The sequence below is a fragment of the Pseudomonas sp. JV241A genome (assembly GCF_900275665.1).
GTDB classification, from domain to species: Bacteria; Pseudomonadota; Gammaproteobacteria; order Pseudomonadales; family Pseudomonadaceae; genus Aquipseudomonas; species Aquipseudomonas wadenswilerensis.
This window is the reverse complement of record NZ_OPYO01000015.1, coordinates 118,849-137,487: the sequence shown is the minus strand read 5'-3', so window position 1 is coordinate 137,487 and position 18,639 is coordinate 118,849. Positions and strand designations below refer to the sequence as shown.

Here is an 18,639-nt window from a genome sequence, read left to right as displayed (position 1 = left end):
GGATAGTCCTGGGACGCTCAGCGCCCCCTGTGGGAGCTGGCCTTGCCAGCGATCGGCCGCGTAGCGGTCGTGATCCGCAGCGTCCAGCCAAAGGTCATCCCCGCCGCCGCCAGCAAAATCAAGCCGGAACCGGCCAGTTGCAGCGCACTGAGCGGGTGCCCCAGGGCCAGCCAGTCGACCAGGATCGCCACCACCGGGTAGATGAACGACAAGGCGCCGACCAGGCTGGTGGGGATCTTCTGGATAGCGCTGTACAGCAGGGTCGACATCAGCCCGGTGTGGACGATGCCGATGGTGGCCAGCCAGGCCCAGGTAGCGGGCGCACGCGTCAACCCCGGCACCTGCGCAAAGGGCGCCAGCAGCCCTACACCGACCAGCATCTGGATCAGCACGATCAATTGCGGCGCCACACCGTGCAATCGCTTGGTGATAACGGCGGCAATCGCATAGAAAAACGCCGCACCCAGCGCCATTAGCACGCCCAGACGGTAATCACCGGCGACCGCATCAGCGCTCGATCCGGCCATGACGATCAGCAGCATTCCCGCGAACGCCGCCAGCAACCAGCCGGCTTTGCCAGCGGTCATCTTCTCGGCGAACAACAGCATGCCCAAGCCCACCAGCATAAACGGCTGGGTATGATAGACCACGGTGCTCACAGCGATCGAGGCATGCCCATAGGCGCTGAACAGCAACACCCAGTTCAGCACCAGCGCCACCCCGCCGACTGCCGCCGCCAATGCCTGGCGCCGGCTAATCCTCCCTCGCCGCAGCAAACCCAGCCCGGCACAGGCCAGCAGTAGTGCCAACGCACCGAACAGGCAGCGCCAGAACACCACGGCGGCCGCAGGCTGGTCTGCGGCCAGGACGAACCAGCCAACCGTGCCGGAGATCAGCATGGCGGCGGTCATCTCCAGGGTGCCGCGTGTTTTCAGGTGCATGGCGAGCTGACTCCTGTCATATCGAACAAAGGTCCGTTATGCTGAACAGATGAAAACCGTTCGTCAAGACGAACAATTGACCGGTATAGCGAACAAATGATCGAAGCACACTCCCCCATCCTCTTGCTGGCCAGCGCCATCCGCCGCGAGCGTGAGCGCCTGGGCCTGTCAGTGACCGAACTGGGCAAGCGCGCAGGCCTGGCCAAGTCCACCCTGTCGCAGCTGGAGTCCGGGGTCGGCAACCCCAGCCTGGAAACCCTCTGGGCCCTGGCCGGCGCGTTGCAGGTGCCGGTCAGCCGGCTGATGGGCCAGCCGCGTCAGCATGTGCAGGTGATTCGCGCCAATGAAGGCGCCGCCAGCCACGCCGAGCAGGCCAATTACGCCGCCACCTTGCTCGCCGCCTGCCCGGCGGGGGCTCAGCGCGATATTTACCGGGTGCGGGTGCAGCCAGGTGAGCCACGGCTGTCAAAACCGCATCCACCGGGTACCCTTGAGCATGTGATCCTGTGCCACGGCCGCGCCCGAGTGGGGCCGGTCGAGCAGGCGGTGACACTGGCGGCCGGCGACTACATGAGCTATTCGGCCGATACCCCGCATCTGTTCGACGCGCTGGACGCCGACACCCTGGCCGTGATGCTGATCGAACACGCCTGAACGAGGAATGCTGATGAGCGAACTGCTGCTGCGCCGCCTGCACTTGCCGGCGCCGATGGGCCAGGTGCTGATCGTCAGTGACGGCCAGCAACTGTTGGCACTGGAATTCGATGCGCCCGAAAAACGCCTGCTGCGGCTGCTGCGTAGCCGCTTCGGCACAGGCGTGCAGTTGCGTGAAACCGCGGGGCTGGCGGCGCTCGCCGATGCCGTGCAGGCCTACTGCACGGGCCAATTGCAGGCGTTTGATGCAGTGCCCATTGACGCTGGCGGCACCCTGTTCCAGCAGCGCGTCTGGGCGGCGTTACGAGCGATCCCGGTGGGCAGCACCCGCACCTACGGGCAGATCGCCGCACAGCTTGGTAACCCCGCAGCCGCGCGGGCAGTAGGCCTGGCCAATGCACTGAATCCGGTGAGCCTGGCCATCCCCTGCCATCGGCTGGTGGGCAGCAACGGCGCGCTGACCGGTTATGGCGGTGGGATTGAACGCAAGCGCTGGTTGCTGGAGCACGAACGTCGCAATTCAGACGACGGCTGATGTTGGCTGAACCGGCCTCATCGCTGGCAAGCCAGCTCCCACAGGTACGGCGTACACAGATTTGCTGTGGGAGCTGCAGGCGCCCTACTGACAGTATTTACATAGGGTTCAGGGGGCGTTTTTATTTAGCCAGTCAAAAATCCCAGCGGGTGGTCAACATCAAGTTGCGCGGGTCACCATAAGACATCGAATTATAAAAACCGATATTGGTGTAATAGCGTTTATCGAACAGGTTATTGGCATTCACTGTGGCCGAAAAGCTATCGGTGAACTGGTAGCGGGCCATCAGGTCCACCAGCCAGAACGGATCCTGGGCGAATTCCTCGTCGATGTCCTTGGGCTGATTGTGCAGCACCTGCCAGCCCTTGCCCTGCCAGCGCGCACCACCGCCGACGGTCAGCCGCTCGAGTGCGCCCTTGAGCTTGTAGCTGGTGTAGAAGCTGACCTGGTCTTGCGGCTCCCAGGTCGAAACCTTCTGGCCATCGTCATCGCGAATCACCTTGTGGGTGTAACCGGCCTGCAACTGCCAGCCTGGCGTCAGCTCGCCCGAGACTTCGGCCTCGAAGCCCTTGGTCTTGGCTTTCACGCCCATCCAGGCGAAGGCCACGTCGGGGTTGGTCGGGTTGCCGTTGTACTGGTTGTCCTCGACCGTACGATTGCTCTCATGGATCTCGAAATAGGCAAGGCTGGCGTTGACCCGGCCGTCAAGGAATTCACCCTTCAGACCCAGTTCGTAGTTCTGCCCTTCGTCCGGGTCCAGCAGGCGGTTGGTACGGTCACGGAACCAGGCGTCCTGGGGCATGAAGATATCGGTGTAGCTGGCGTACAGCGAGTAGGTGTCGTTGAGGTCATAGACCGCGCCAACGTACGGTACCAGGCGGTCGTTTTCCTTGTTGTTGTCCTCGAGACCGTCGTAGCTGTAGTTGACCAGGCGCCCGCCGAGCAGCAGGGTCAGGTCGTCGGTCGGGTGCAGGCGTGCTGTGAGGTAGGTGCCGTTCTGGCGCACCTTGTCGTCGGTGCGCGCCGCCACCGGGCCCCAGTCGGGTTCGCCAATGTCGCCGTCCCAGTTGGGGAAGTCCGCGATGTTGTTGTTGGCATGGGTGACATTGCGGTAGTCGTTGCCCTTCCAGCGCGAGGCGGTGAAGGAGTTGCCGATCACCAGCTCATGCTCGCGGCCGAACAACTGGAACGGCCCGCTCGCATACAGGTCGAGGGAGTCGCTCACGGTCTCGCCGGTGTACTTCTGCGCATAGATGCCGGCGGTGCCGTCCTTGCGTGGCTGGTAGCCCTGGATCGAGCCGAGCGGCGCGTGGTAGCCGTTGATCTTGTGATCGAGCTGGGCCTTGGCCACCCAGCCGTTGTCCAGGTGATGCTCGAGGCTGGCGAACACGGTGCGGGTGTATTGCTCCCAACTGCTCCATTTCGCCGCGTTGTTGAAGTGGTGCGAAACATTGTTGGTGTCGCCATTGCCATCGTACAGCGGCACGGTGCCCGACCAGCTGGAGCCTTTGGGGTTGTTGTCCTGGTAGTCGGCGCCAACGGTCAGCAAGGTGTCAGGGTCGAGGTCGAACTCGAGGATGCCGTAGTAGACGCTGGTCTTGCGCTGGTAGTGATCAAGGAACGAGTGCTTGTCCTGATAGGCCGCCACCGCCCGGCCACGCACATTGGCGCTGTCGGTCAGCGGGCCGCTGACGTCCAGTTCGCTGCGGTAGTTGTCCCAGCTGCCGGCACCAAGGGCGAAGTGGCCCTTGAACTCGGCGGTGGGCTTCTTGCGTACCAGGTTGATGGTGGCGCCCAGGGAGCCTGCGCCAGTCAGCAATCCGGTAGCGCCCTTGAGCACTTCGACGCGGTCGTAGATGGCCATGTCGCTGAGGCTGTTGCCGGCCGAGTAACCGACGTTGCGCGAGGTCGAGGGAATGCCGTCGTACTGGAAGTTGTTGATGGCAAAGCCGCGCGCGTAGTAGCTGTTGCGCTCGGTGTCATAGGCCGAGACGGTGATGCCCGGGGTGTGGCGCATCACGTCGTCGATGTTGTTGAGGCCGAAGTCATCCATGTGCTGGCGGGTCACCACGGTGATCGACTGCGGCGTCTCGCGCGGGGTCAGTACCAATCGTGTGGCGGTGGCAATGGTGCCGGGGGTGTAGGAGCGGCTCTCTTCGGTGATGGTACCCAACTGGTTGCTGGTGACCTCGGTGGCGCTGAGGTTGATCGCACCCGCCTCGCTCACTTCCCGTACCAGGCTGTAACGCCCGTCCGCTTCCTTGATCACCGCCAGGCCCTTGCTGGCGAGCAAGGCGCGCAGGCCCTCCTCGACCCCATACTGGCCATGCAGGCCTTCGCTGCGCTGGCCTTGGGTCAGCGCCGGGTCAAACGACAGCACCACTCCCGCCTCGGCGGCAAAACGGGTCAGCACCTGGCCAAGATCGTCCTGCCCCAGGTCGTAGCTGCGCGTGGCCGATTCGGCCTGGGCCATGCTCAAGGGCAACAACAGCGCGCAACAGCGCAGGGCGTGGTGAATCCGGCGGGTTCTCATTCGATGCGTTCTCTTCTGGTTGGCATTCAGGCAGTGGGCCTGCCTTCCATAAGTCGAACGACAAGACGAATTAATATCATTTGCATGAAAAATACTTTTACTGGCGTGCCTTTACCGTCACCCAATACGGCGTGCGCTGGCTGACCGTTACCGGTAGCGTGCTTTCCAGGGCGCGGAAGATCTGCGCCGGGTCGTCGAGCCTGAAGGTGCCGCTGATGCGCAGCCCCACCACTTCCGGCGCGCAGCGCAACCAGCCACGGCGGTAGCGCGCCAGCTCGGCGACAAACGCCCCCAGGTACTGCTCGTTGGCGATCAGCAGGCCTTTGCTCCAGGCGTCCAGGTTGGTTTCCAGCGGCGAACTGAGCACCAGCGCCGGGTTGGCAAAACGGCATTGCTCTCCGGCCTCCAGCAGCGCGCCGCCACCCTGCTCGCCCGGCAGCACCTGCACACGGCTTTCGAATACGGCCAGGCGCGTGGTGTTTTCGCCGGCCAGCACCGAGAAACGCGTGCCCAGCGCCTGCAGCGTGCCGTGACGGGTTTGTACCCGGAAGGGTCGATTGGCCGGGTCCTTGGCGGTAGTGATCAGCACCTCGCCGTCGCGCAGCACCAGCAGGCGCTGCTGAGGGTCGAAACGTACGTCCAGGGCGCTGGCGGTGTTGAGCTGGACCTGGCTGCCATCGTCCAGGGTCAGGCTCAGGCGTTCGCCGGTACGGGTGTGGTAGTCGGCGAACCAGGGGCCTTGGCGCGCCTGCTGATAGCCGCTCCAGCCCAGCCCACCGGCACCGGCCATCAGTACCAGCCCCTTGAGTACACCACGACGGCCCAGCGCCGGCTGCTGGCCGGCCAGTTCCAGGGTGCGCCCGGCCAGGCGCGTGGGCATCTGCTGCAGGCGTTGCTGCACCCGTTCGACCTGCTGCCAGGCCCAGCGGTGCTGCTCGTCGGCCTGCATCCAGGCGTGCCAGGCGGCGTGTTCGGCGCTGCCGGCGCTTTCATCACCGAGGCGCGCACGCCAGGCGGCGGCCTGCTCGAGGGCGGCGAGCTGGCGCGAGTCCAGGGCGGCCATCAGTCGACCTCGTGTTGCAGGCTGTACAGCGTGCAATGGTGCAGGGCCTTGGCGATGTCGCGGTTGACCGTAACCACCGAGATGCCAAGGGTTTCGGCGATGGCCTTGTAGGTCATGCCGTCCAGTTGCGAAAGCAGAAAAGCCTTGCGTACCCGGGCGCCGAGGCCGGCAAGCATACCGTCCAGCTCGCACAGGGTTTCCAGCAGGATGGCCCGGGCTTCGGCGGAGATGTCCAGGGCTTCGGGCTGCTCGGCCAGCGCCTGCAGCCAGGCGCGCTCGAGCCGCGCGCGGCGAAAATGATCGATCATCAGGCGCCGGGCGATGGTCGCCAGGTAGCCCCGGGGTTCGCGCACGGCGCGCAGGCGGTCACTGGCATCGTCGGCGCTGAGCACGCGGACGAACACATCCTGCACCAGGTCGGCGGCCAGGTCCTGGCATTCCACCCGCGGGCGCAGCCAGCCGGTCAGCCAGCGGTGATGAGCCCGGTAGAGGTGGCTGACCTGCTGACGCAGGGCGGGGTTGGAATCGGTCATGGCGACTCGAAGAGCAAATGAGAATTTCTATCATTCTATGCGAATGATAGAAGGGCTTGGAAGAGCGCCGCACTAAAGCTGGCCCACCGGCCGCATCGCTGGCAAGCCAGCTCCCACAGGTCTTGCACAAACCCTGTGGGAGCGGGTCTTGCCCGCGATCGAGCGTGCAGCGCTCGCAATCCCGGTGAATTTACGCCAGCCTGGCTATCATCTGTGCTCTTTCAGGAAGGAACCGCCCCTCATGTCCCTCGTCACCACGTACCTCACCGGCCTGCGTCAGGCGCTGCCAAGCGAGTCGCTTGAGCAGTTGAACCTTGCCCACGGCGCTTCGGCCGAAGGCCTGCAGAAGCTCACTGAGCTTTACCCGCTGTGCCCCGCCAGCCTGCTGGAACTGCTCGGCCATATCGACGGGACCCATTTCCGAGACTACCCAGGCGGCACGGTCATCGTCCTGATCCTCGGTTCGGACGTGTTCGAGTACCCCTACTACCTCAGCGCCGCCGAGCAGGTCCTCGAAGACGCCAGAGGTTATACCGACAGCATTCGCGGCATCTACGGCGACTTCCTGGACGAATACCCGGAAACCGTCGGCCCAGGCATCGACATCGACCTGGGCATGAACCAGCGCCTGTGCTTCTCCCACTGCATGAACAACGGCGGCACCTCGAAGCTGTACATCGACTTCAACCCCGCCGCCGGCGGCACCGTCGGCCAGGTGCTGCGCTACCTGCACGACCCGGACAGCTATGAAGTGATTGCCGAGAGCTTCGATGAGTACCTGCAGCAGTTGATCGACGACGACTTCGCCTTTGTTGAACGGGAGATCTGAGCGCCATTACCCATTCAGGGTTACTCCATCAACGTGATTACCGCCCACGCCGTCGCGCCGCATACTCGGTTCCAGCCCCACGCAAGGAACCCCGATGAAGATCGAACTGATACAGCTCGCCGGCCGCGACGGCGATACCACCTACAACCTGCAACGCACCCTGGATGCCATTGCCGGTTGTGCAGCCGACACCGACCTGCTGGTGTTCCCGGAAACCCAGTTGATGGGTTTTGCCAGCGCCGCGCAGTTGCCCGAGGTTGCCGAAAGCGTGGACGGCCCCAGCGTCCAGGCCGTGCTGCAAGCGGTACGCGAACGCGGGGTCGCGGTGGTGATCGGCCTGGCCGAAAAAGCCGAAGACCGCTTCTACAACACCTCGCTGCTGCTCACCCCCGAAGGCATCGCCCTGCGCTACCGCAAGACCCACCTCTGGCCCTCGGAACGCGGCCTGTTCGAGCCTGGCGATCGCTACACCACGGTGAGCTGGAAAGGCCTGCGCATCGGCCTGCTGATCTGCTACGACATCGAGCTGCCAGAAAGCAGCCGCGCCCTGGCGCAACTGGGCGTCGACCTGATCGTGGTAACCAACGGCAACATGGACCCCTACTGCCCGGTGCATCGCACCGCGATCATGGCCCGCGCCCAGGAAAACCAGGCCTTCGCGCTGATGGTCAACCGCGTCGGCCCAGGCGATGACGGCCTGGTATTCGCCGGCGGCAGCGCGGTGGTCGACCCGCACGGGCGCCTGCTGTTCGAAGCCGGTCGTGAAGCCTGCCGGCAGGTGGTCGAACTGGACCTGCAGCAACTAGAGCACGCCCGCCGCGACTACGACTACCTCGCCGACCGGCGCTTGCAACTGCCCGGCCAAAGGGTGGATCACGCCGATGGCCGCCGCGAACTGCTGATCCCCTGAGCGCCCCCTTACAATAACAAGATCCCGGAGTGCCCCCATGAAGTCGATCCGTCGCCTGCCCCTGGCCCTGGCCGCGCTGCTGAACCTCGCTGCAGCCCAGGCCGCCACGCCCAGCGTGCACATCTACAACTGGTACGACTACATAGCCCCCAACACCACCAAGGAATTTCAGCAGGCCTCGGGCATCGCCCCGGTGTATGACGTGTTCGACAACAGCGATGTGATGCAGAGCAAATTGATGGCCGGGCGCAGCGGCTATGACGTGGTATTCGCCAGCGCCGACCTGTTGCCGAACCTGATCAAGGCCGGGGTGCTGGCCGAGCTCGACCGCAGCCAGTTGCCCAACCTGGCGCACCTGGACCCGCAGATCCTCGCCAAACTGCAGGGCAACGATCCTGGCAACCGCTTCGCCGCGCCCTACTTGTGGGGCACCACAGGCCTGGGTTACGACGTCGACAAGATCAAGGCCCGCCTGGGCGCCGATGCGCCGCTCAACTCCTGGGACCTGATCTTCAAGGAAGAAAACATCGCCAAGCTGGCCGACTGTGGCGTGGCGATGCTCGATTCACCCAGCGAGATCATCCCCATCGCCCTGCACTACCTGGGCCTGCCCTACAACAGCAAGAACCCCGAGGACTACCGCAAGGCCGAAGCGCTGCTGCTCAAGGTGCGCCCGCATATCGCCTACTTCGACTCCTCGCGCTTTATCTCGGACCTGGCCAACGGCAATGTCTGCGTGGTGCTGGGCTGGTCCGGCGGGGTGTTTGACGCAAGACTTGCCGCCGATAACGCCAGGAATGGCCGCGACATCCGCTACAGCATTCCCCGCGAAGGCGCGCCGTTCTGGCTCGAAAGCATGGTGCTGCTCAAGGACGCGCCCAACCCGCAACAAGGCCTGGCCTTTATCAACTACATGTTGCGCCCCGAGGTGATCGCTGCCTCGACCAACTACCTTGGCTACCCCAACGCCAACAAGGACGCCGCACCGCTGGTGGAAGCGAAGATCCGCGACAACCCGTCGGTGTACCCGCCCCAGGCGGTGCTCGATACCCTGTTCGCCCTGGAGCCGCTGCCACTCAAATACGAGCGCATCCGCACCCGGGTGTGGAGCAAGGTCAAGACCGGGAGTTAGTGTTAGCGTAGTGAACCGCACGCTCGCCCAAGGACTCGCTGCATGATCCGCCTGGCCTCCACTGAAGACCTGCCCGCCATCGATGCCCTGATCGAGGCGGCCTACAGCCCCTACATCGCCCGCATCGGCGCCAAGCCCGGCCCGATGCAGGAAGACTACGCGCAGTTGGTCACCCGCCGGCAGGTTCAGGTGCTGGAAGACCAGGGACAGGTAGTGGGTCTGCTGGTGTTGATCGTCGAAGCGCAGACAATGCTCCTCGACAATGTCGCGGTGCATCCCGAAGCCCAGGGCCGCGGTCATGGCCGCCAGCTGATCGAGCATGCCGAAGCCCGCGCCCGCCAGCTGGGATTGCCGCGGATTCGCCTGTACACCAACCAGGCGATGGCGGAGAACCTGGGGCTGTATCAAGCGCTTGGGTATCGCGAAACCCATCGCGCCGTCGATCAGGGTTTCCAGCGGGTGTTCATGGAGAAGTACATCGGTGGGGTGGATGCCAACGGCGCTATCGTCACGCTTGCGCCGATAGCGCTACAACCCGCCTACCGGCCTGTGCTCGACGATCTCTGCCGCACCCTCGAAAACCGATGCCATACGCTGCTCGGTGGCATTTACCTCTACGGCAGCGTTGCCCGTGGCGATGCCCGCGAAGGTGAATCGGACCTGGACGTGACCCTGATACTCAACCATTGCCCCAACGCCAATGACCTGCAGCAGCTTGAACGGGTCAGAGGTGAGCTGCAGGACCGGCACCCACTGGTGAGCAAGATCGATTTCGACATCGGCACCCGTGACCAGGTGCTGGCCGAGGAACACCGCAACAGTTGGGGTTACTGGCTAAAGCATCACTGCCGCTGTATCTGGGGCGAGGACCTCGCCCAGTGCTTCGCGCCATTCAAGCCTTCACCAGCCATCGCGCGGGCAGTCAATGCCGACCTGCAGGCTGCATTTGAGCGATATGTCGAGGGTATCGCCGATGCGGGCGACGCAGACACGCTGCGCCGGCTGCAACGGGCAGCCTCACGCAAGGCATTGCGGGCCGGCAACATGCTGCGAAGTGACAAGGACCCTTCGTGGCCGCTGACCCTGGAGGATCATGCTGACCAGTTACGTATTGCTTGTCCGCAACTGGCCGCTGAGGTCGAATTCTTTTTGCGTCACGCCTATCAACCCGAGGCCAGCGCCGAACAGTTCCTCGAACAGTTCGGCGCATTCAACACAGCATTCTTTGTACGTCTGAACGCTTCTGGTTGAACCTCAATCCTCCAGCGGCTTCGGCGGTTTGGGTGGTGGTGCCGGCTTGGCCGGCTTGGCGGGTTTACCGTCCTTGCCGGGCTTGGCCTCTTTGCCCTTGGTAGCGTCCTCCTTCAAATCGGCAACGGTCGGCGGCACGATGGCTTTTTCCGCTGCCGGCAACTGGTCGACTGCATCGTAAATCGCCTTGGGCTCGAGGATGCCGGTGTGTTCGATCCGGTGCAGCTCGCCGTCCTTGCCCACCAGTACTACCTGGGTGACCATCGTATCCCGGGCGCTGAACTTGAACTTGCGGATCAGGGCCATGGTCGCCTGTTGATCCAGAAACTTGTCATCACGCTTGCCGATCATGCCGGCGACGCTGTACAGCACCAGCTTGCGCTCCTCGAAGGCAGCCTTGGTGGCCGGGTCTTCAAGGGCCTTGTTCAACGCGCGAAGGGTCGGGTCGGCGGTGCTGGGGGCAAGGACAACCAAGGCGCGGGTCTTGTACAGCTCCTGGCCCAAGGGGTCATCGCTATCGGCAGCGAGGGCGGGACCGGCGACAATGGCCAGCAAGGCGGCGAGGGTCAGTGACCGAACAAGCATGCGCATCTCCTTTCTATTTCCATGCAACAAAGACTACAAATCGCGACGAAAGATCCGGGTTGCGAGCCTAAACTACAGGGCCAGATGAGTGGGCAAGGCAAAGGTAACTTCCGATTACCAAGTGCGACCTTGGATACACACCGGAAGGTCTGTCATCCGATTCTGAGGATAGCTGAAGGCCGTCTGCCATGCCCGTCGACCACCCTGGAAAAAGGCCTGAACCATGAGCATTGCCGACACCCTGCTATTGCTGCTGATCCTTGTTACCGCCCTGGGTTGCGGGTTGATGGGCGGGTTGTTCTTCGCCTTCTCCAACTTCGTCATGCAGGCCCTGGAGCGCATTCCGGCACAGAGTGCGGTGACGGCCATGCAATCGATCAACCAGGTGGTGCTCAACCGCCTGTTCCTCTCGCTGTTTCTCGGCACCGCCGTGACCTGCGCGATCCTGCTGACCTGGGCCTGGTTGCGCTGGCCATTGCCGGGCAGCCTGTGCATCGGCATTGGCAGCGGCCTGTACCTGCTTGGTAACGTGCTGGTGACCATGCTCTTCAACGTGCCGCGAAACCAGAGCCTGGCGCGCCTGGAGCCGGCCAGTAGCGAGGCGGCCAGTGCCTGGCCGAGCTATGCGCGGGTGTGGAACCGCTGGAACCATGTGCGCACCATTACCGCCCTGGCGGCCACGGCCTGGTTGATGGTGGCGTTGCTGCGGGTGGTGTGGACTCAGTAGCGGCTGCTCAGCTCCCACAGTAGATCTGTGCACGCCGGACCTGTGGGAGCAGGCCTTGCCTGCGATCGAGCGCGCAGCGGTCGCAACCCAGCCAACCCCTGATGTGCTGGCTGCACCGGCCTCATCGCCGGCAAGCCAGCTCCCACAGTAGATCTGTGCACGCCGGACCTGTGGGAGCTGGCTTTGCCAGCGATCGAGCGCGCAGCGGTCGCAATCCAGTCAACCCCTGATGTGCTGCCTGCACCGGCCTCATCGCCGGCAAGGCCGGCTCCCACAGTAGATCTGTGTACGCCGGACCTGTGGGAGCTGGCCTTGCCAGCGATCGAGCGCGCAGCGGTCGCAACCCAGCCAACCCCTGATGTGCTGGCTGCACCGGCCTCATCGCCGGCAAGCCAGCTCCCACAGTAGATCTGTGTACGCCGGACCTGTGGGAGCTGGCTTTGCCTGCGATCGAGCGCGCAGCGGTTGCAACCCAGCCAACCCCTGATGTGCTGCCTGCACCGGCCTCATCGCCGGCAAGCGCCGGACCTGTGGGAGCTGGCCTTGCCTGCGATCGAGCGCGCAGCGGTCGCAATCCAGTCAACCCCTGATGTGCTGCCTGCACCGGCCTCATCGCCGGCAAGCCACACAGGGTCAGTGCATGCAGGTCCGGCTAGAACAAGCCCATCTGCCGATCGATCAGCGCCGTGAAGTCATCCTCCACGAACGGCAAAATCGCATCGGCCACCGGCTGCAACTGCCGGGTCAGGTAGTGGTCGTAATCGATCGCCGAATGCCGCGTCTCCAACGGCTCCGGCCCGGTCACGGTAATCACGTAGCTGATCCAGCCGCCATTCTGGTACTGCCGCGGCCTGCCCTGACGGTCATTGAAGTCATCGGCCATGCGCGCCGCGCGAACATGCGGCGGCACGTTGCGCTGGTAGTCGGCCAGCGGCCGGCGCAGGCGCTTGCGGTAGATCAACAGCTCATCCTGCTCGCCAGCCAAGGTCTTGCGCACATACTCACGCAGGTACTGCTGGTACGGCTGACGCTTGAAGATCCGCTCGTACAGCTCCTGCTGGAACTGCCGGGCCAGCGGCGACCAGTCGGTACGCACGCTTTCCAGGCCCTTGAAGATCATCTCCTCAACGCCCTCGCCACGTTGCACCAGGCCGGCATAACGCTTCTTGCTGCCCTCCTCGGCGCCGCGAATGGTCGGCATCAGAAAGCGCTTGTAGTGGGTCTCGTACTGCAACTCCAGGGCACTGTCCAGGCCGTAGCTGTCACGCAGATGCTCGCGCCACCACTGGTTGACCTGCTGCACCAGCTCGCGACCGATACGCGCCGCGTCCGCCTCGTCATGGGCACCCTTGAGCCAGACGAACGTGGAGTCAGTGTCGCCATAGATCACCGCGTAACCCCGGGCCTCGATCAGTTCGCGGGTACGGCGCATGATCTCGTGGCCGCGCATTGTGATCGATGAGGCCAGGCGCGGGTCGAAGAAGCGGCAGCCACTGGAACCAAGCACACCGTAAAAGGCGTTCATGATGATCTTCAGCGCCTGGGAAAGCGGCGCATTGTGCTCGCGCTTGGCCACCTCGCGGCCCTGCCAGACCCGCTCGACAATCGCCGGCAGGCAATGCCGGGTACGGGAAAAACGCGCACCGCGAAAGCCCGGTACCGAGGTCGCGTCGCCCGGCTCGCGCAGGCCTTCGATCAGCCCTAGCGGGTCGATCAGGAAGGTTCGGATGATCGACGGATACAGGCTCTTGTAGTCGAGCACCAGCACCGACTCGTACAGCCCCGGCCGCGAGTCCATGACGAATCCACCGGGGCTGGCCTCCTCCGGGCGCTCGCCCTGGTTGGGCGCGACGAAGCCCTGGCGGTGCATCAGGGGCATGTACAAATGACAGAACGCCGCCACCGAGCCGCCGCTGCGGTCAGCCGGCAAGCCGGTAACCGTGGCCCGTTCGAGCAGGAAGGTCAGCAGTTCGGTCTTGGCGAAAATCCGTGTGACCAGTTCGCAGTCCTTGAGGTTGTAACGGGCCAGGGCCGGCTTGTCCTCGGCGAACATGCGGTTGATTTCGTCCATGCGCTGGTACGGGGTGTCGATGGCCTTGCCTTCGCCGAGCAGGGTCTGGGCGACGTTCTCCAGGCTGAACGAGGGGAAACTCCAGGTCGCCGAACGCAGCCCTTCGATACCGTCGATGATCAGGCGCCCGGCGGCCCCGGCAAAAAAATGCGCGCGGCTGCCGTGCTCGCGCCAGTCCATTTCCTCACCGCCACGCCCCAGGCGCAAGGGCACCTTGAGCTGGGTGGCGTGGTGCTGCAACACGCGCAAGTCGAACTGCACCAGGTTCCAGCCGATGATTGCATCGGGGTCATGCACGGCCAGCCAGTCGTTCAAGCGCTCGAGCAAGCGGGCACGGCTGTCGCAGTATTCGAGATCGAAATCCACGCCCTCGGCGTCGCCGTTGGCCGGGCCGAGCATGTACACCTGGCGCTGGCCGCAGCCTTCGAGGGCGATGGAATACAGCTCGCCGCGCTCGGTGGTTTCGATGTCGAGTGATACCAGCCTGAGCTTCGGGCGGTAGCCGGGGGCGGGCTTGAGCTGGGCATCGAGCAACACACCGTTGGCATCAGGTGTGCCGCTGAAACTCACCGGCGCGGTAATGAAACGCTCCATCAGGTAGCGCTCCGGCGGACGCACATCAGCCTCGTAGATTTGCACCCCGGCGGCGCGCAGGCGCTTTTCCAGCTGGATCAACTGGCGGTGCTGGCGGCAGTACAAGCCCAGCACCGGCCGCTGTTCGAAATCGCGCAGGGCCAGCTCGCGCAACGCGACGTCGCGCTCACCGCGCAGCACCGCTTCGGCTTGCCCACGCTGCTCGGCCGGAATGAACGCAACGGACGTCTGCACCGGCAAGCGCAAGCGCCGTGGTCCCTGATCGGTGGCCAGCCAGAACTCGACGCTGGTCCCCGCCGGGGTATCGCGCCAATGCCGGGTCAGGACAAAGCCCTGCTGTAACTCCACCGCTGCAACCTCGAAAACACCTGTGTATGCGGCGATTCTACCTGCCTGGGCCGCTGGCTGCCGAACTTAGCGCGCTACCCGTGCACCGGGGGCAAAGCCGTGGCCATGGGCGCGACCGGCAATCAGCAAGGCCAAGGCGATCAGCCCCAGCAACACCCAGTGGAAACTGCCCACGCCCCACTGGCTGAGCAGCACGCCACCGAGCAGACCGCCTGCGGCAATCGCCGAGTTCCACACGGTGACGATCATCGACTGGGCGACATCGGCGCCCTCCCCGGCGGCATCGGCGCTGGCGGTCTGCAGCAGGGTCGGCGCGCCGCCGTAGGTCAGGCCCCAGAGCGCGACACTGACGTACACCAGCGGCGCCGACTGGCTGACAAAACCCAGCACCAGCGCCACCACGGCAAATCCGCACAGGCTGAGCAAAACCATGTTGCGCAGGTGCTTGTCGATCAACGCACCGACCACGCCGATACCCGCCAGGGCGGCGATACCGAAGGTCAGCAGGACCATGCCAGTGCTGGCTGCCAGCCCCACCGAAGCCAGGAACGGCACGATGTAGGTGTACAGCACGTTATGCGCCAGCACCCAGGTGAGGATCACCAGCAACACCGCCAGCACTCCCGGGGTACGCAGAACTTGAGCGATGCCGGGACGTTGACCCGGGGCGTGACCGTCGAAGTCCGGCACCTTGCACAGCACCCAGGCCACCAGCACCAGGGTCGCCCCCGACACCAGGGCAAAGGTCATGCGCCACCCCACCAGTTCGCCCAACCAGGTGCCGGCTGGCACCCCCAACGACAACGCCACCGGCGCGCCGATCATCGCCACTGCCATGGCCCGGCCCTGCTGCTCGGGGCTGACCATGCGCCGTGCATGCCCGGCGATCACGCCCCAGGCCAGGCCGGCGGCGACGCCGGTCATGAAGCGTGCGACCAGCGTCAGCCAGTACGAACTCGATAGCGCCGTCACGGTGTTGAACAGCAGGAAACCGACAATCGCCAGCAACAGCACCGGCCGCCGACGCCAGCCCTGGGTCAGGGTCACCAGCGGGATGGCGGTCAACAGCGAGCCCAGGGCATACACGCTGACCATCTGCCCGGCCATGGCCTCGCTGACCTGCATGCCGCTGGAGATCTGCCCGAGCAGGCCGGCCGGCAGGGTTTCGCTGAGGATGGCGATAAAGCCGGTCATGGCCAGGGCCAGCAGGCCGCTGACCGGCAAGGGCTGTTCGAGTGCGGCTGGCCCGTCCGCCGTGCAACTCATCGGGGTCATGGTGAAACTCCTGTAGGAAAGATGGGCGAACCTTAAGCCTGCGGTCACTGCGGAAAAAGACGGGTACAATTCCGCTCATAACGGACATTGATGTCCGCAATCAGGGAAAGCAGATGGATAGCCTCAGCGGTTTCGTGGTGTTCGTGCGGGTGGCAGAAACCGGCAGCTTCGTCGGCGCCGCGCAATCGCTGGGGGTCAGCGCTTCGGCCATCGGCAAGCGCGTGGCGCGCCTGGAGAGCCGCCTGGGCGTGCGCCTGTTTCACCGCAGCACACGCAGCATCACCCTGACCGCCGAGGGCAGCCTGTTCCTGGAACGCAGCCGGCGCATCCTCGCCGAGATCGAAGCCACCGAACTTGAACTGTCCCAGGCCAGCGAGGTGCCGCGTGGGCGTTTGCGCATCAGCCTGCCGCAAGTCACCGCACTGGTGATGCCGGCCTTGAGCGAGTTCATGGCGCAGTACCCGGCCATCGAACTGGACCTGGATTTCGACGATCGCCTGGTCGATATCATCGGCGAAGGTTTCGACGTGGTGATGCGCGGCGGTACCCCCAGCGACTCGCGCTTGAGCGCGCGCTTTCTGGGCCATTTCCACCATGTACTGGTCGCCTCACCGGCGTACCTGGCGCGCAATGGCACCCCCGTTCATCCCGATGAACTGGCCCGGCACACCTGCCTGCACTACCGTTTCCCCAGCACCGGCAAGCTCGAGCAATGGCCGTTGCGCCAGGAGCCCGCCGGGCGCGAATACGACATCCCGGTGTCGATGGTCTGCAACCACGTCGACACGCGCATCTGCTTTGCCACCCGCGATCGCGGCATCACCTGCACTCCGGATTTCACCGTACGCCAGCAGCTGCAACGCGGTGACCTGGTGACCGTGCTCGATGACTACATGGAGCGGCGCGGCAGCTTCTACCTGCTGTGGCCCTCGGGGCGGCAAATACCGCCACGGCTGCGGGTGTTCATCGACTTCATGAGCACGCGACTGCAGCTGGATGCCGGCGCGCCGCAGTATTAGTCATATAAATAATCAAGCCCCTGAGCGGGAAGTCGCGGCACCTGCTGCTGTAGGAATTCGCCGAGCTTCTGCGCCTGGCGCGCCTTGGGGCTAGCCTGCAGCCAGGTCAGGTAATAACCCTCGCCGGTGGCCACCGCCTGCGCAAAGGGCGTGACCAGGCGGCCGGCGTCGAGCTCGCCGCTGGCCAGCAGCAGGTCGACCACGGCCACACCCAGGCCTTGCTGGGCGGCAGCGATGCCTTGATCCAGGGTATCGAACAGCTGGCCGCGGTCCAGGCTGATTGCAGCGCCCCCAGTCCGATTCAACCAGCGCCGCCAGTCACGCCGATCGGGCGACGGGTGCAGCAGTTCGCAGTGGACCAGGTCTGCCGGGTAACCGGGCTGGCACACCGGCACCAGCCATTCGTCAAACAGCTTGAGGCTGGCGATGTCCGCGGCAAAATGGCCGTCGCCCAGCAGGATCGCGCAATCGTAAGGCTCGCTGTAGAAGTCCACCGTGTCGATGTCCATCCACACACTGCTCAATTGCACCTTGCTGTGTTCTTCGCCTTGCTTGAACGTCGCCAAGTGCTTGAGCAGCCAGCGCACGGTCAGGGTCGAAGGCGCCTTGAGGCGCAGGTGCTGACGGTCCTGCCTGAGCAACCCGCAGGCATTCTCGATGATCTTGAAGCCGACCTTGAGCTCCTGGGCCAGCAGCCGGCCCGGCTCGGTGAGCGCCACTTTCGGCCCGCGGCGCTCGAACAATGCGCAGTCGAACAAGCCTTCGAGGGTTTTGATGTGATGGCTGATGGCGCCCTGGGTCAGGGCCAGTTCTTCGGCCGCGCGGGTGAAGGAGCCATAGCGTGCGGCCACCTCGAACGCCCTGAGCGCCTGCAATGCGGGAATGCGTTCGGTCATGGCCGCCTCAAGCATGAGTAAAACTAATAGAAGGCCACAGTAACAGGCGTTTTACAACCGAACCGCGCCTGCAGAGAATGCCGCTCCCGGTAAAAACCATCGAGAAATGCCCGTGAACAGTGCCCTGCTTGCCACCTACGCCCTGACTGTTTTGCTCTTGATCGCCAGCCCCGGCCCGGTGGTGGCGCTGGTGGTCAACACCACCGCCCGCGCCGGACGCAAACAGGCACTGCTGACCGCCCTGGGGACCAACGGTGCTTCGCTGGTGCTGATTGCCCTGGCCGCTGCGCTGATCTTCAGCAGCGCAGCCGTCAACCCACTGTTGCTAAGCGCCCTGAGCATGTTCGGTTGCCTGTTCATCGGCTACCTGGGCCTCGGCGCACTGGCTGAACTGCGCCAGCCCGCGCTCGCCATACAGCAGGCCCCCGTCCGCCAGGGCGGGCTGTGGCAAGGCTTTGCCATCGGCCTGTCGAACCCCAAGGACATTCTGTTTTTCGTCGCTTTCTTCCCGCAGTTCATCCAGGTTACCGAGCAGTTCAGCCAAAGCCTGATGGTGTTGGGGCTGGTCTGGCTGGTGCTCGACCTGGGCATTCTGGGCTTGTACATCCTGGTCATCGGCCGCCTGGCCGAGCGTCTCAACCGACGCTTGATCAGCGCAATCAGTGCCGTGGTGCTGTTGGCCATTGCCGTCGCCGGGCTGGCCTACAACCTCCGGCAACTGTTGCCCTGACGGGCTACGCTTT

General features: G+C 64.3%; 17 protein-coding genes. 9 read left to right on the top strand and 8 right to left on the bottom strand.

Features of this window, described 5'->3' with window-relative positions; translation table 11 throughout:
• Positions 1 to 17 precede the first annotated feature (17 nt).
• Positions 18 to 941: a DMT family transporter gene (locus JV241A_RS10250; RefSeq protein WP_115087269.1), complete on the bottom strand. Its 924-nt coding sequence runs from the start codon at positions 939 to 941 to the stop codon at positions 18 to 20.
• A gap of 96 nt (positions 942 to 1,037) precedes the next feature.
• Between JV241A_RS10250 and JV241A_RS10245 the strand changes: the two genes are divergently transcribed.
• A complete protein-coding gene (locus JV241A_RS10245; protein ID WP_010221765.1) occupies positions 1,038 to 1,595 on the top strand; it encodes an XRE family transcriptional regulator in 558 nt (185 codons plus the stop codon).
• 13 nt (positions 1,596 to 1,608) lie between these two features.
• Positions 1,609 to 2,130: a methylated-DNA--[protein]-cysteine S-methyltransferase gene (locus JV241A_RS27805; protein ID WP_115087658.1), complete on the top strand. Its 522-nt coding sequence runs from the start codon at positions 1,609 to 1,611 to the stop codon at positions 2,128 to 2,130.
• Between the two features lie 133 nt (positions 2,131 to 2,263).
• Here JV241A_RS27805 and JV241A_RS10235 read toward each other — a convergent pair whose 3' ends face one another.
• The 3 genes from JV241A_RS10235 to JV241A_RS10225 all read right to left on the bottom strand — a co-directional run bounded on the left by JV241A_RS10235 (position 2,264) and on the right by JV241A_RS10225 (position 6,259).
• Positions 2,264 to 4,663, bottom strand: a complete 2,400-nt coding sequence (locus JV241A_RS10235; RefSeq protein WP_134062317.1) for a TonB-dependent siderophore receptor — start codon at positions 4,661 to 4,663, stop codon at positions 2,264 to 2,266.
• Between the two features lie 97 nt (positions 4,664 to 4,760).
• The gene (locus JV241A_RS10230; protein WP_115087271.1) at positions 4,761 to 5,726 is read right to left on the bottom strand and encodes a FecR domain-containing protein; all 966 of its coding nucleotides are present in this window, start codon (positions 5,724 to 5,726) and stop codon (positions 4,761 to 4,763) included.
• Complete coding sequence (locus JV241A_RS10225; protein ID WP_115087272.1) at positions 5,726 to 6,259, bottom strand: sigma-70 family RNA polymerase sigma factor; 534 nt, start codon at positions 6,257 to 6,259, stop codon at positions 5,726 to 5,728. Before JV241A_RS10225 ends, JV241A_RS10230 begins: the two co-directional genes overlap by 1 nt.
• Positions 6,260 to 6,500: 241 nt before the next feature.
• Here JV241A_RS10225 and JV241A_RS10220 point away from each other — a divergent pair, with 241 nt between their 5' ends.
• The 4 genes from JV241A_RS10220 to JV241A_RS10205 all read left to right on the top strand — a co-directional run bounded on the left by JV241A_RS10220 (position 6,501) and on the right by JV241A_RS10205 (position 10,381).
• Entirely contained in the window at positions 6,501 to 7,088 is a 588-nt protein-coding gene (locus JV241A_RS10220) for an SMI1/KNR4 family protein (protein WP_134062315.1), read from the top strand.
• 94 nt (positions 7,089 to 7,182) lie between these two features.
• On the top strand, positions 7,183 to 7,998 hold the full coding sequence (locus JV241A_RS10215) for a carbon-nitrogen hydrolase family protein (protein ID WP_134062313.1): 816 nt from the start codon (positions 7,183 to 7,185) through the stop codon (positions 7,996 to 7,998).
• Positions 7,999 to 8,035: 37 nt separating this feature from the next.
• Positions 8,036 to 9,130 (top strand): polyamine ABC transporter substrate-binding protein, encoded by a 1,095-nt coding sequence (locus JV241A_RS10210; RefSeq protein ID WP_115087275.1) that lies wholly within the window; start codon positions 8,036 to 8,038, stop codon positions 9,128 to 9,130.
• Between the two features lie 42 nt (positions 9,131 to 9,172).
• Entirely contained in the window at positions 9,173 to 10,381 is a 1,209-nt protein-coding gene (locus JV241A_RS10205; RefSeq protein WP_134062311.1) for a GNAT family N-acetyltransferase, read from the top strand.
• A 3-nt stretch (positions 10,382 to 10,384) separates the two neighbouring features.
• On the opposite strand, the gene JV241A_RS10200 is transcribed toward JV241A_RS10205, so the two are convergent.
• On the bottom strand, positions 10,385 to 10,966 hold the full coding sequence (locus JV241A_RS10200; RefSeq protein ID WP_134062309.1) for a DUF4174 domain-containing protein: 582 nt from the start codon (positions 10,964 to 10,966) through the stop codon (positions 10,385 to 10,387).
• A 223-nt stretch (positions 10,967 to 11,189) separates the two neighbouring features.
• Between JV241A_RS10200 and JV241A_RS10195 the strand changes: the two genes are divergently transcribed.
• Positions 11,190 to 11,693 carry an anthrone oxygenase family protein gene (locus JV241A_RS10195; protein ID WP_115087277.1) on the top strand — a complete coding sequence of 168 codons (504 nt, stop codon included), beginning with the start codon at positions 11,190 to 11,192 and terminating at the stop codon, positions 11,691 to 11,693.
• A 652-nt stretch (positions 11,694 to 12,345) separates the two neighbouring features.
• On the opposite strand, the gene JV241A_RS10190 is transcribed toward JV241A_RS10195, so the two are convergent.
• Together JV241A_RS10190 and JV241A_RS10185 are read right to left on the bottom strand one after the other, a co-directional pair.
• The gene (locus JV241A_RS10190; RefSeq protein ID WP_134062307.1) at positions 12,346 to 14,706 is read right to left on the bottom strand and encodes a DNA polymerase II; all 2,361 of its coding nucleotides are present in this window, start codon (positions 14,704 to 14,706) and stop codon (positions 12,346 to 12,348) included.
• A 66-nt stretch (positions 14,707 to 14,772) separates the two neighbouring features.
• Entirely contained in the window at positions 14,773 to 15,972 is a 1,200-nt protein-coding gene (locus JV241A_RS10185; RefSeq protein WP_115087660.1) for an MFS transporter, read from the bottom strand.
• Positions 15,973 to 16,094: 122 nt separating this feature from the next.
• Between JV241A_RS10185 and JV241A_RS10180 the strand changes: the two genes are divergently transcribed.
• Positions 16,095 to 17,000, top strand: a complete 906-nt coding sequence (locus JV241A_RS10180; protein ID WP_115087279.1) for a LysR family transcriptional regulator — start codon at positions 16,095 to 16,097, stop codon at positions 16,998 to 17,000.
• Here the strand turns inward: JV241A_RS10180 and JV241A_RS10175 are convergent.
• The gene (locus JV241A_RS10175; protein WP_134062305.1) at positions 16,997 to 17,896 is read right to left on the bottom strand and encodes a LysR substrate-binding domain-containing protein; all 900 of its coding nucleotides are present in this window, start codon (positions 17,894 to 17,896) and stop codon (positions 16,997 to 16,999) included. The two genes, JV241A_RS10180 and JV241A_RS10175, sit on opposite strands and share 4 nt — an antisense overlap.
• A 112-nt stretch (positions 17,897 to 18,008) precedes the next feature.
• On the opposite strand from JV241A_RS10175, the gene JV241A_RS10170 reads away from it, so the two are divergent.
• Positions 18,009 to 18,626, top strand: coding sequence for a LysE family translocator (locus tag JV241A_RS10170; protein WP_115087661.1), 618 nt, complete (start codon positions 18,009 to 18,011; stop codon positions 18,624 to 18,626).
• The last annotated feature ends 13 nt before the right edge of the window (positions 18,627 to 18,639 follow it).

What these genes read in the sequence shown, in the direction of transcription:
- JV241A_RS10250 (WP_115087269.1), bottom strand. Translation starts at nt 941, where the DNA reads ATGCACCTGAAAACACGCGGCACCCTGGAGATGACCGCCGCCATGCTG.
- JV241A_RS10245 (WP_010221765.1), top strand. Translation starts at nt 1,038, where the DNA reads ATGATCGAAGCACACTCCCCCATCCTCTTGCTGGCCAGCGCCATCCGC.
- JV241A_RS27805 (WP_115087658.1), top strand. Translation starts at nt 1,609, where the DNA reads ATGAGCGAACTGCTGCTGCGCCGCCTGCACTTGCCGGCGCCGATGGGC.
- JV241A_RS10235 (WP_134062317.1), bottom strand. Translation starts at nt 4,663, where the DNA reads ATGAGAACCCGCCGGATTCACCACGCCCTGCGCTGTTGCGCGCTGTTG.
- JV241A_RS10230 (WP_115087271.1), bottom strand. Translation starts at nt 5,726, where the DNA reads ATGGCCGCCCTGGACTCGCGCCAGCTCGCCGCCCTCGAGCAGGCCGCC.
- JV241A_RS10225 (WP_115087272.1), bottom strand. Translation starts at nt 6,259, where the DNA reads ATGACCGATTCCAACCCCGCCCTGCGTCAGCAGGTCAGCCACCTCTAC.
- JV241A_RS10220 (WP_134062315.1), top strand. Translation starts at nt 6,501, where the DNA reads ATGTCCCTCGTCACCACGTACCTCACCGGCCTGCGTCAGGCGCTGCCA.
- JV241A_RS10215 (WP_134062313.1), top strand. Translation starts at nt 7,183, where the DNA reads ATGAAGATCGAACTGATACAGCTCGCCGGCCGCGACGGCGATACCACC.
- JV241A_RS10210 (WP_115087275.1), top strand. Translation starts at nt 8,036, where the DNA reads ATGAAGTCGATCCGTCGCCTGCCCCTGGCCCTGGCCGCGCTGCTGAAC.
- JV241A_RS10205 (WP_134062311.1), top strand. Translation starts at nt 9,173, where the DNA reads ATGATCCGCCTGGCCTCCACTGAAGACCTGCCCGCCATCGATGCCCTG.
- JV241A_RS10200 (WP_134062309.1), bottom strand. Translation starts at nt 10,966, where the DNA reads ATGCTTGTTCGGTCACTGACCCTCGCCGCCTTGCTGGCCATTGTCGCC.
- JV241A_RS10195 (WP_115087277.1), top strand. Translation starts at nt 11,190, where the DNA reads ATGAGCATTGCCGACACCCTGCTATTGCTGCTGATCCTTGTTACCGCC.
- JV241A_RS10185 (WP_115087660.1), bottom strand. Translation starts at nt 15,972, where the DNA reads ATGAGTTGCACGGCGGACGGGCCAGCCGCACTCGAACAGCCCTTGCCG.
- JV241A_RS10180 (WP_115087279.1), top strand. Translation starts at nt 16,095, where the DNA reads ATGGATAGCCTCAGCGGTTTCGTGGTGTTCGTGCGGGTGGCAGAAACC.
- JV241A_RS10175 (WP_134062305.1), bottom strand. Translation starts at nt 17,896, where the DNA reads ATGACCGAACGCATTCCCGCATTGCAGGCGCTCAGGGCGTTCGAGGTG.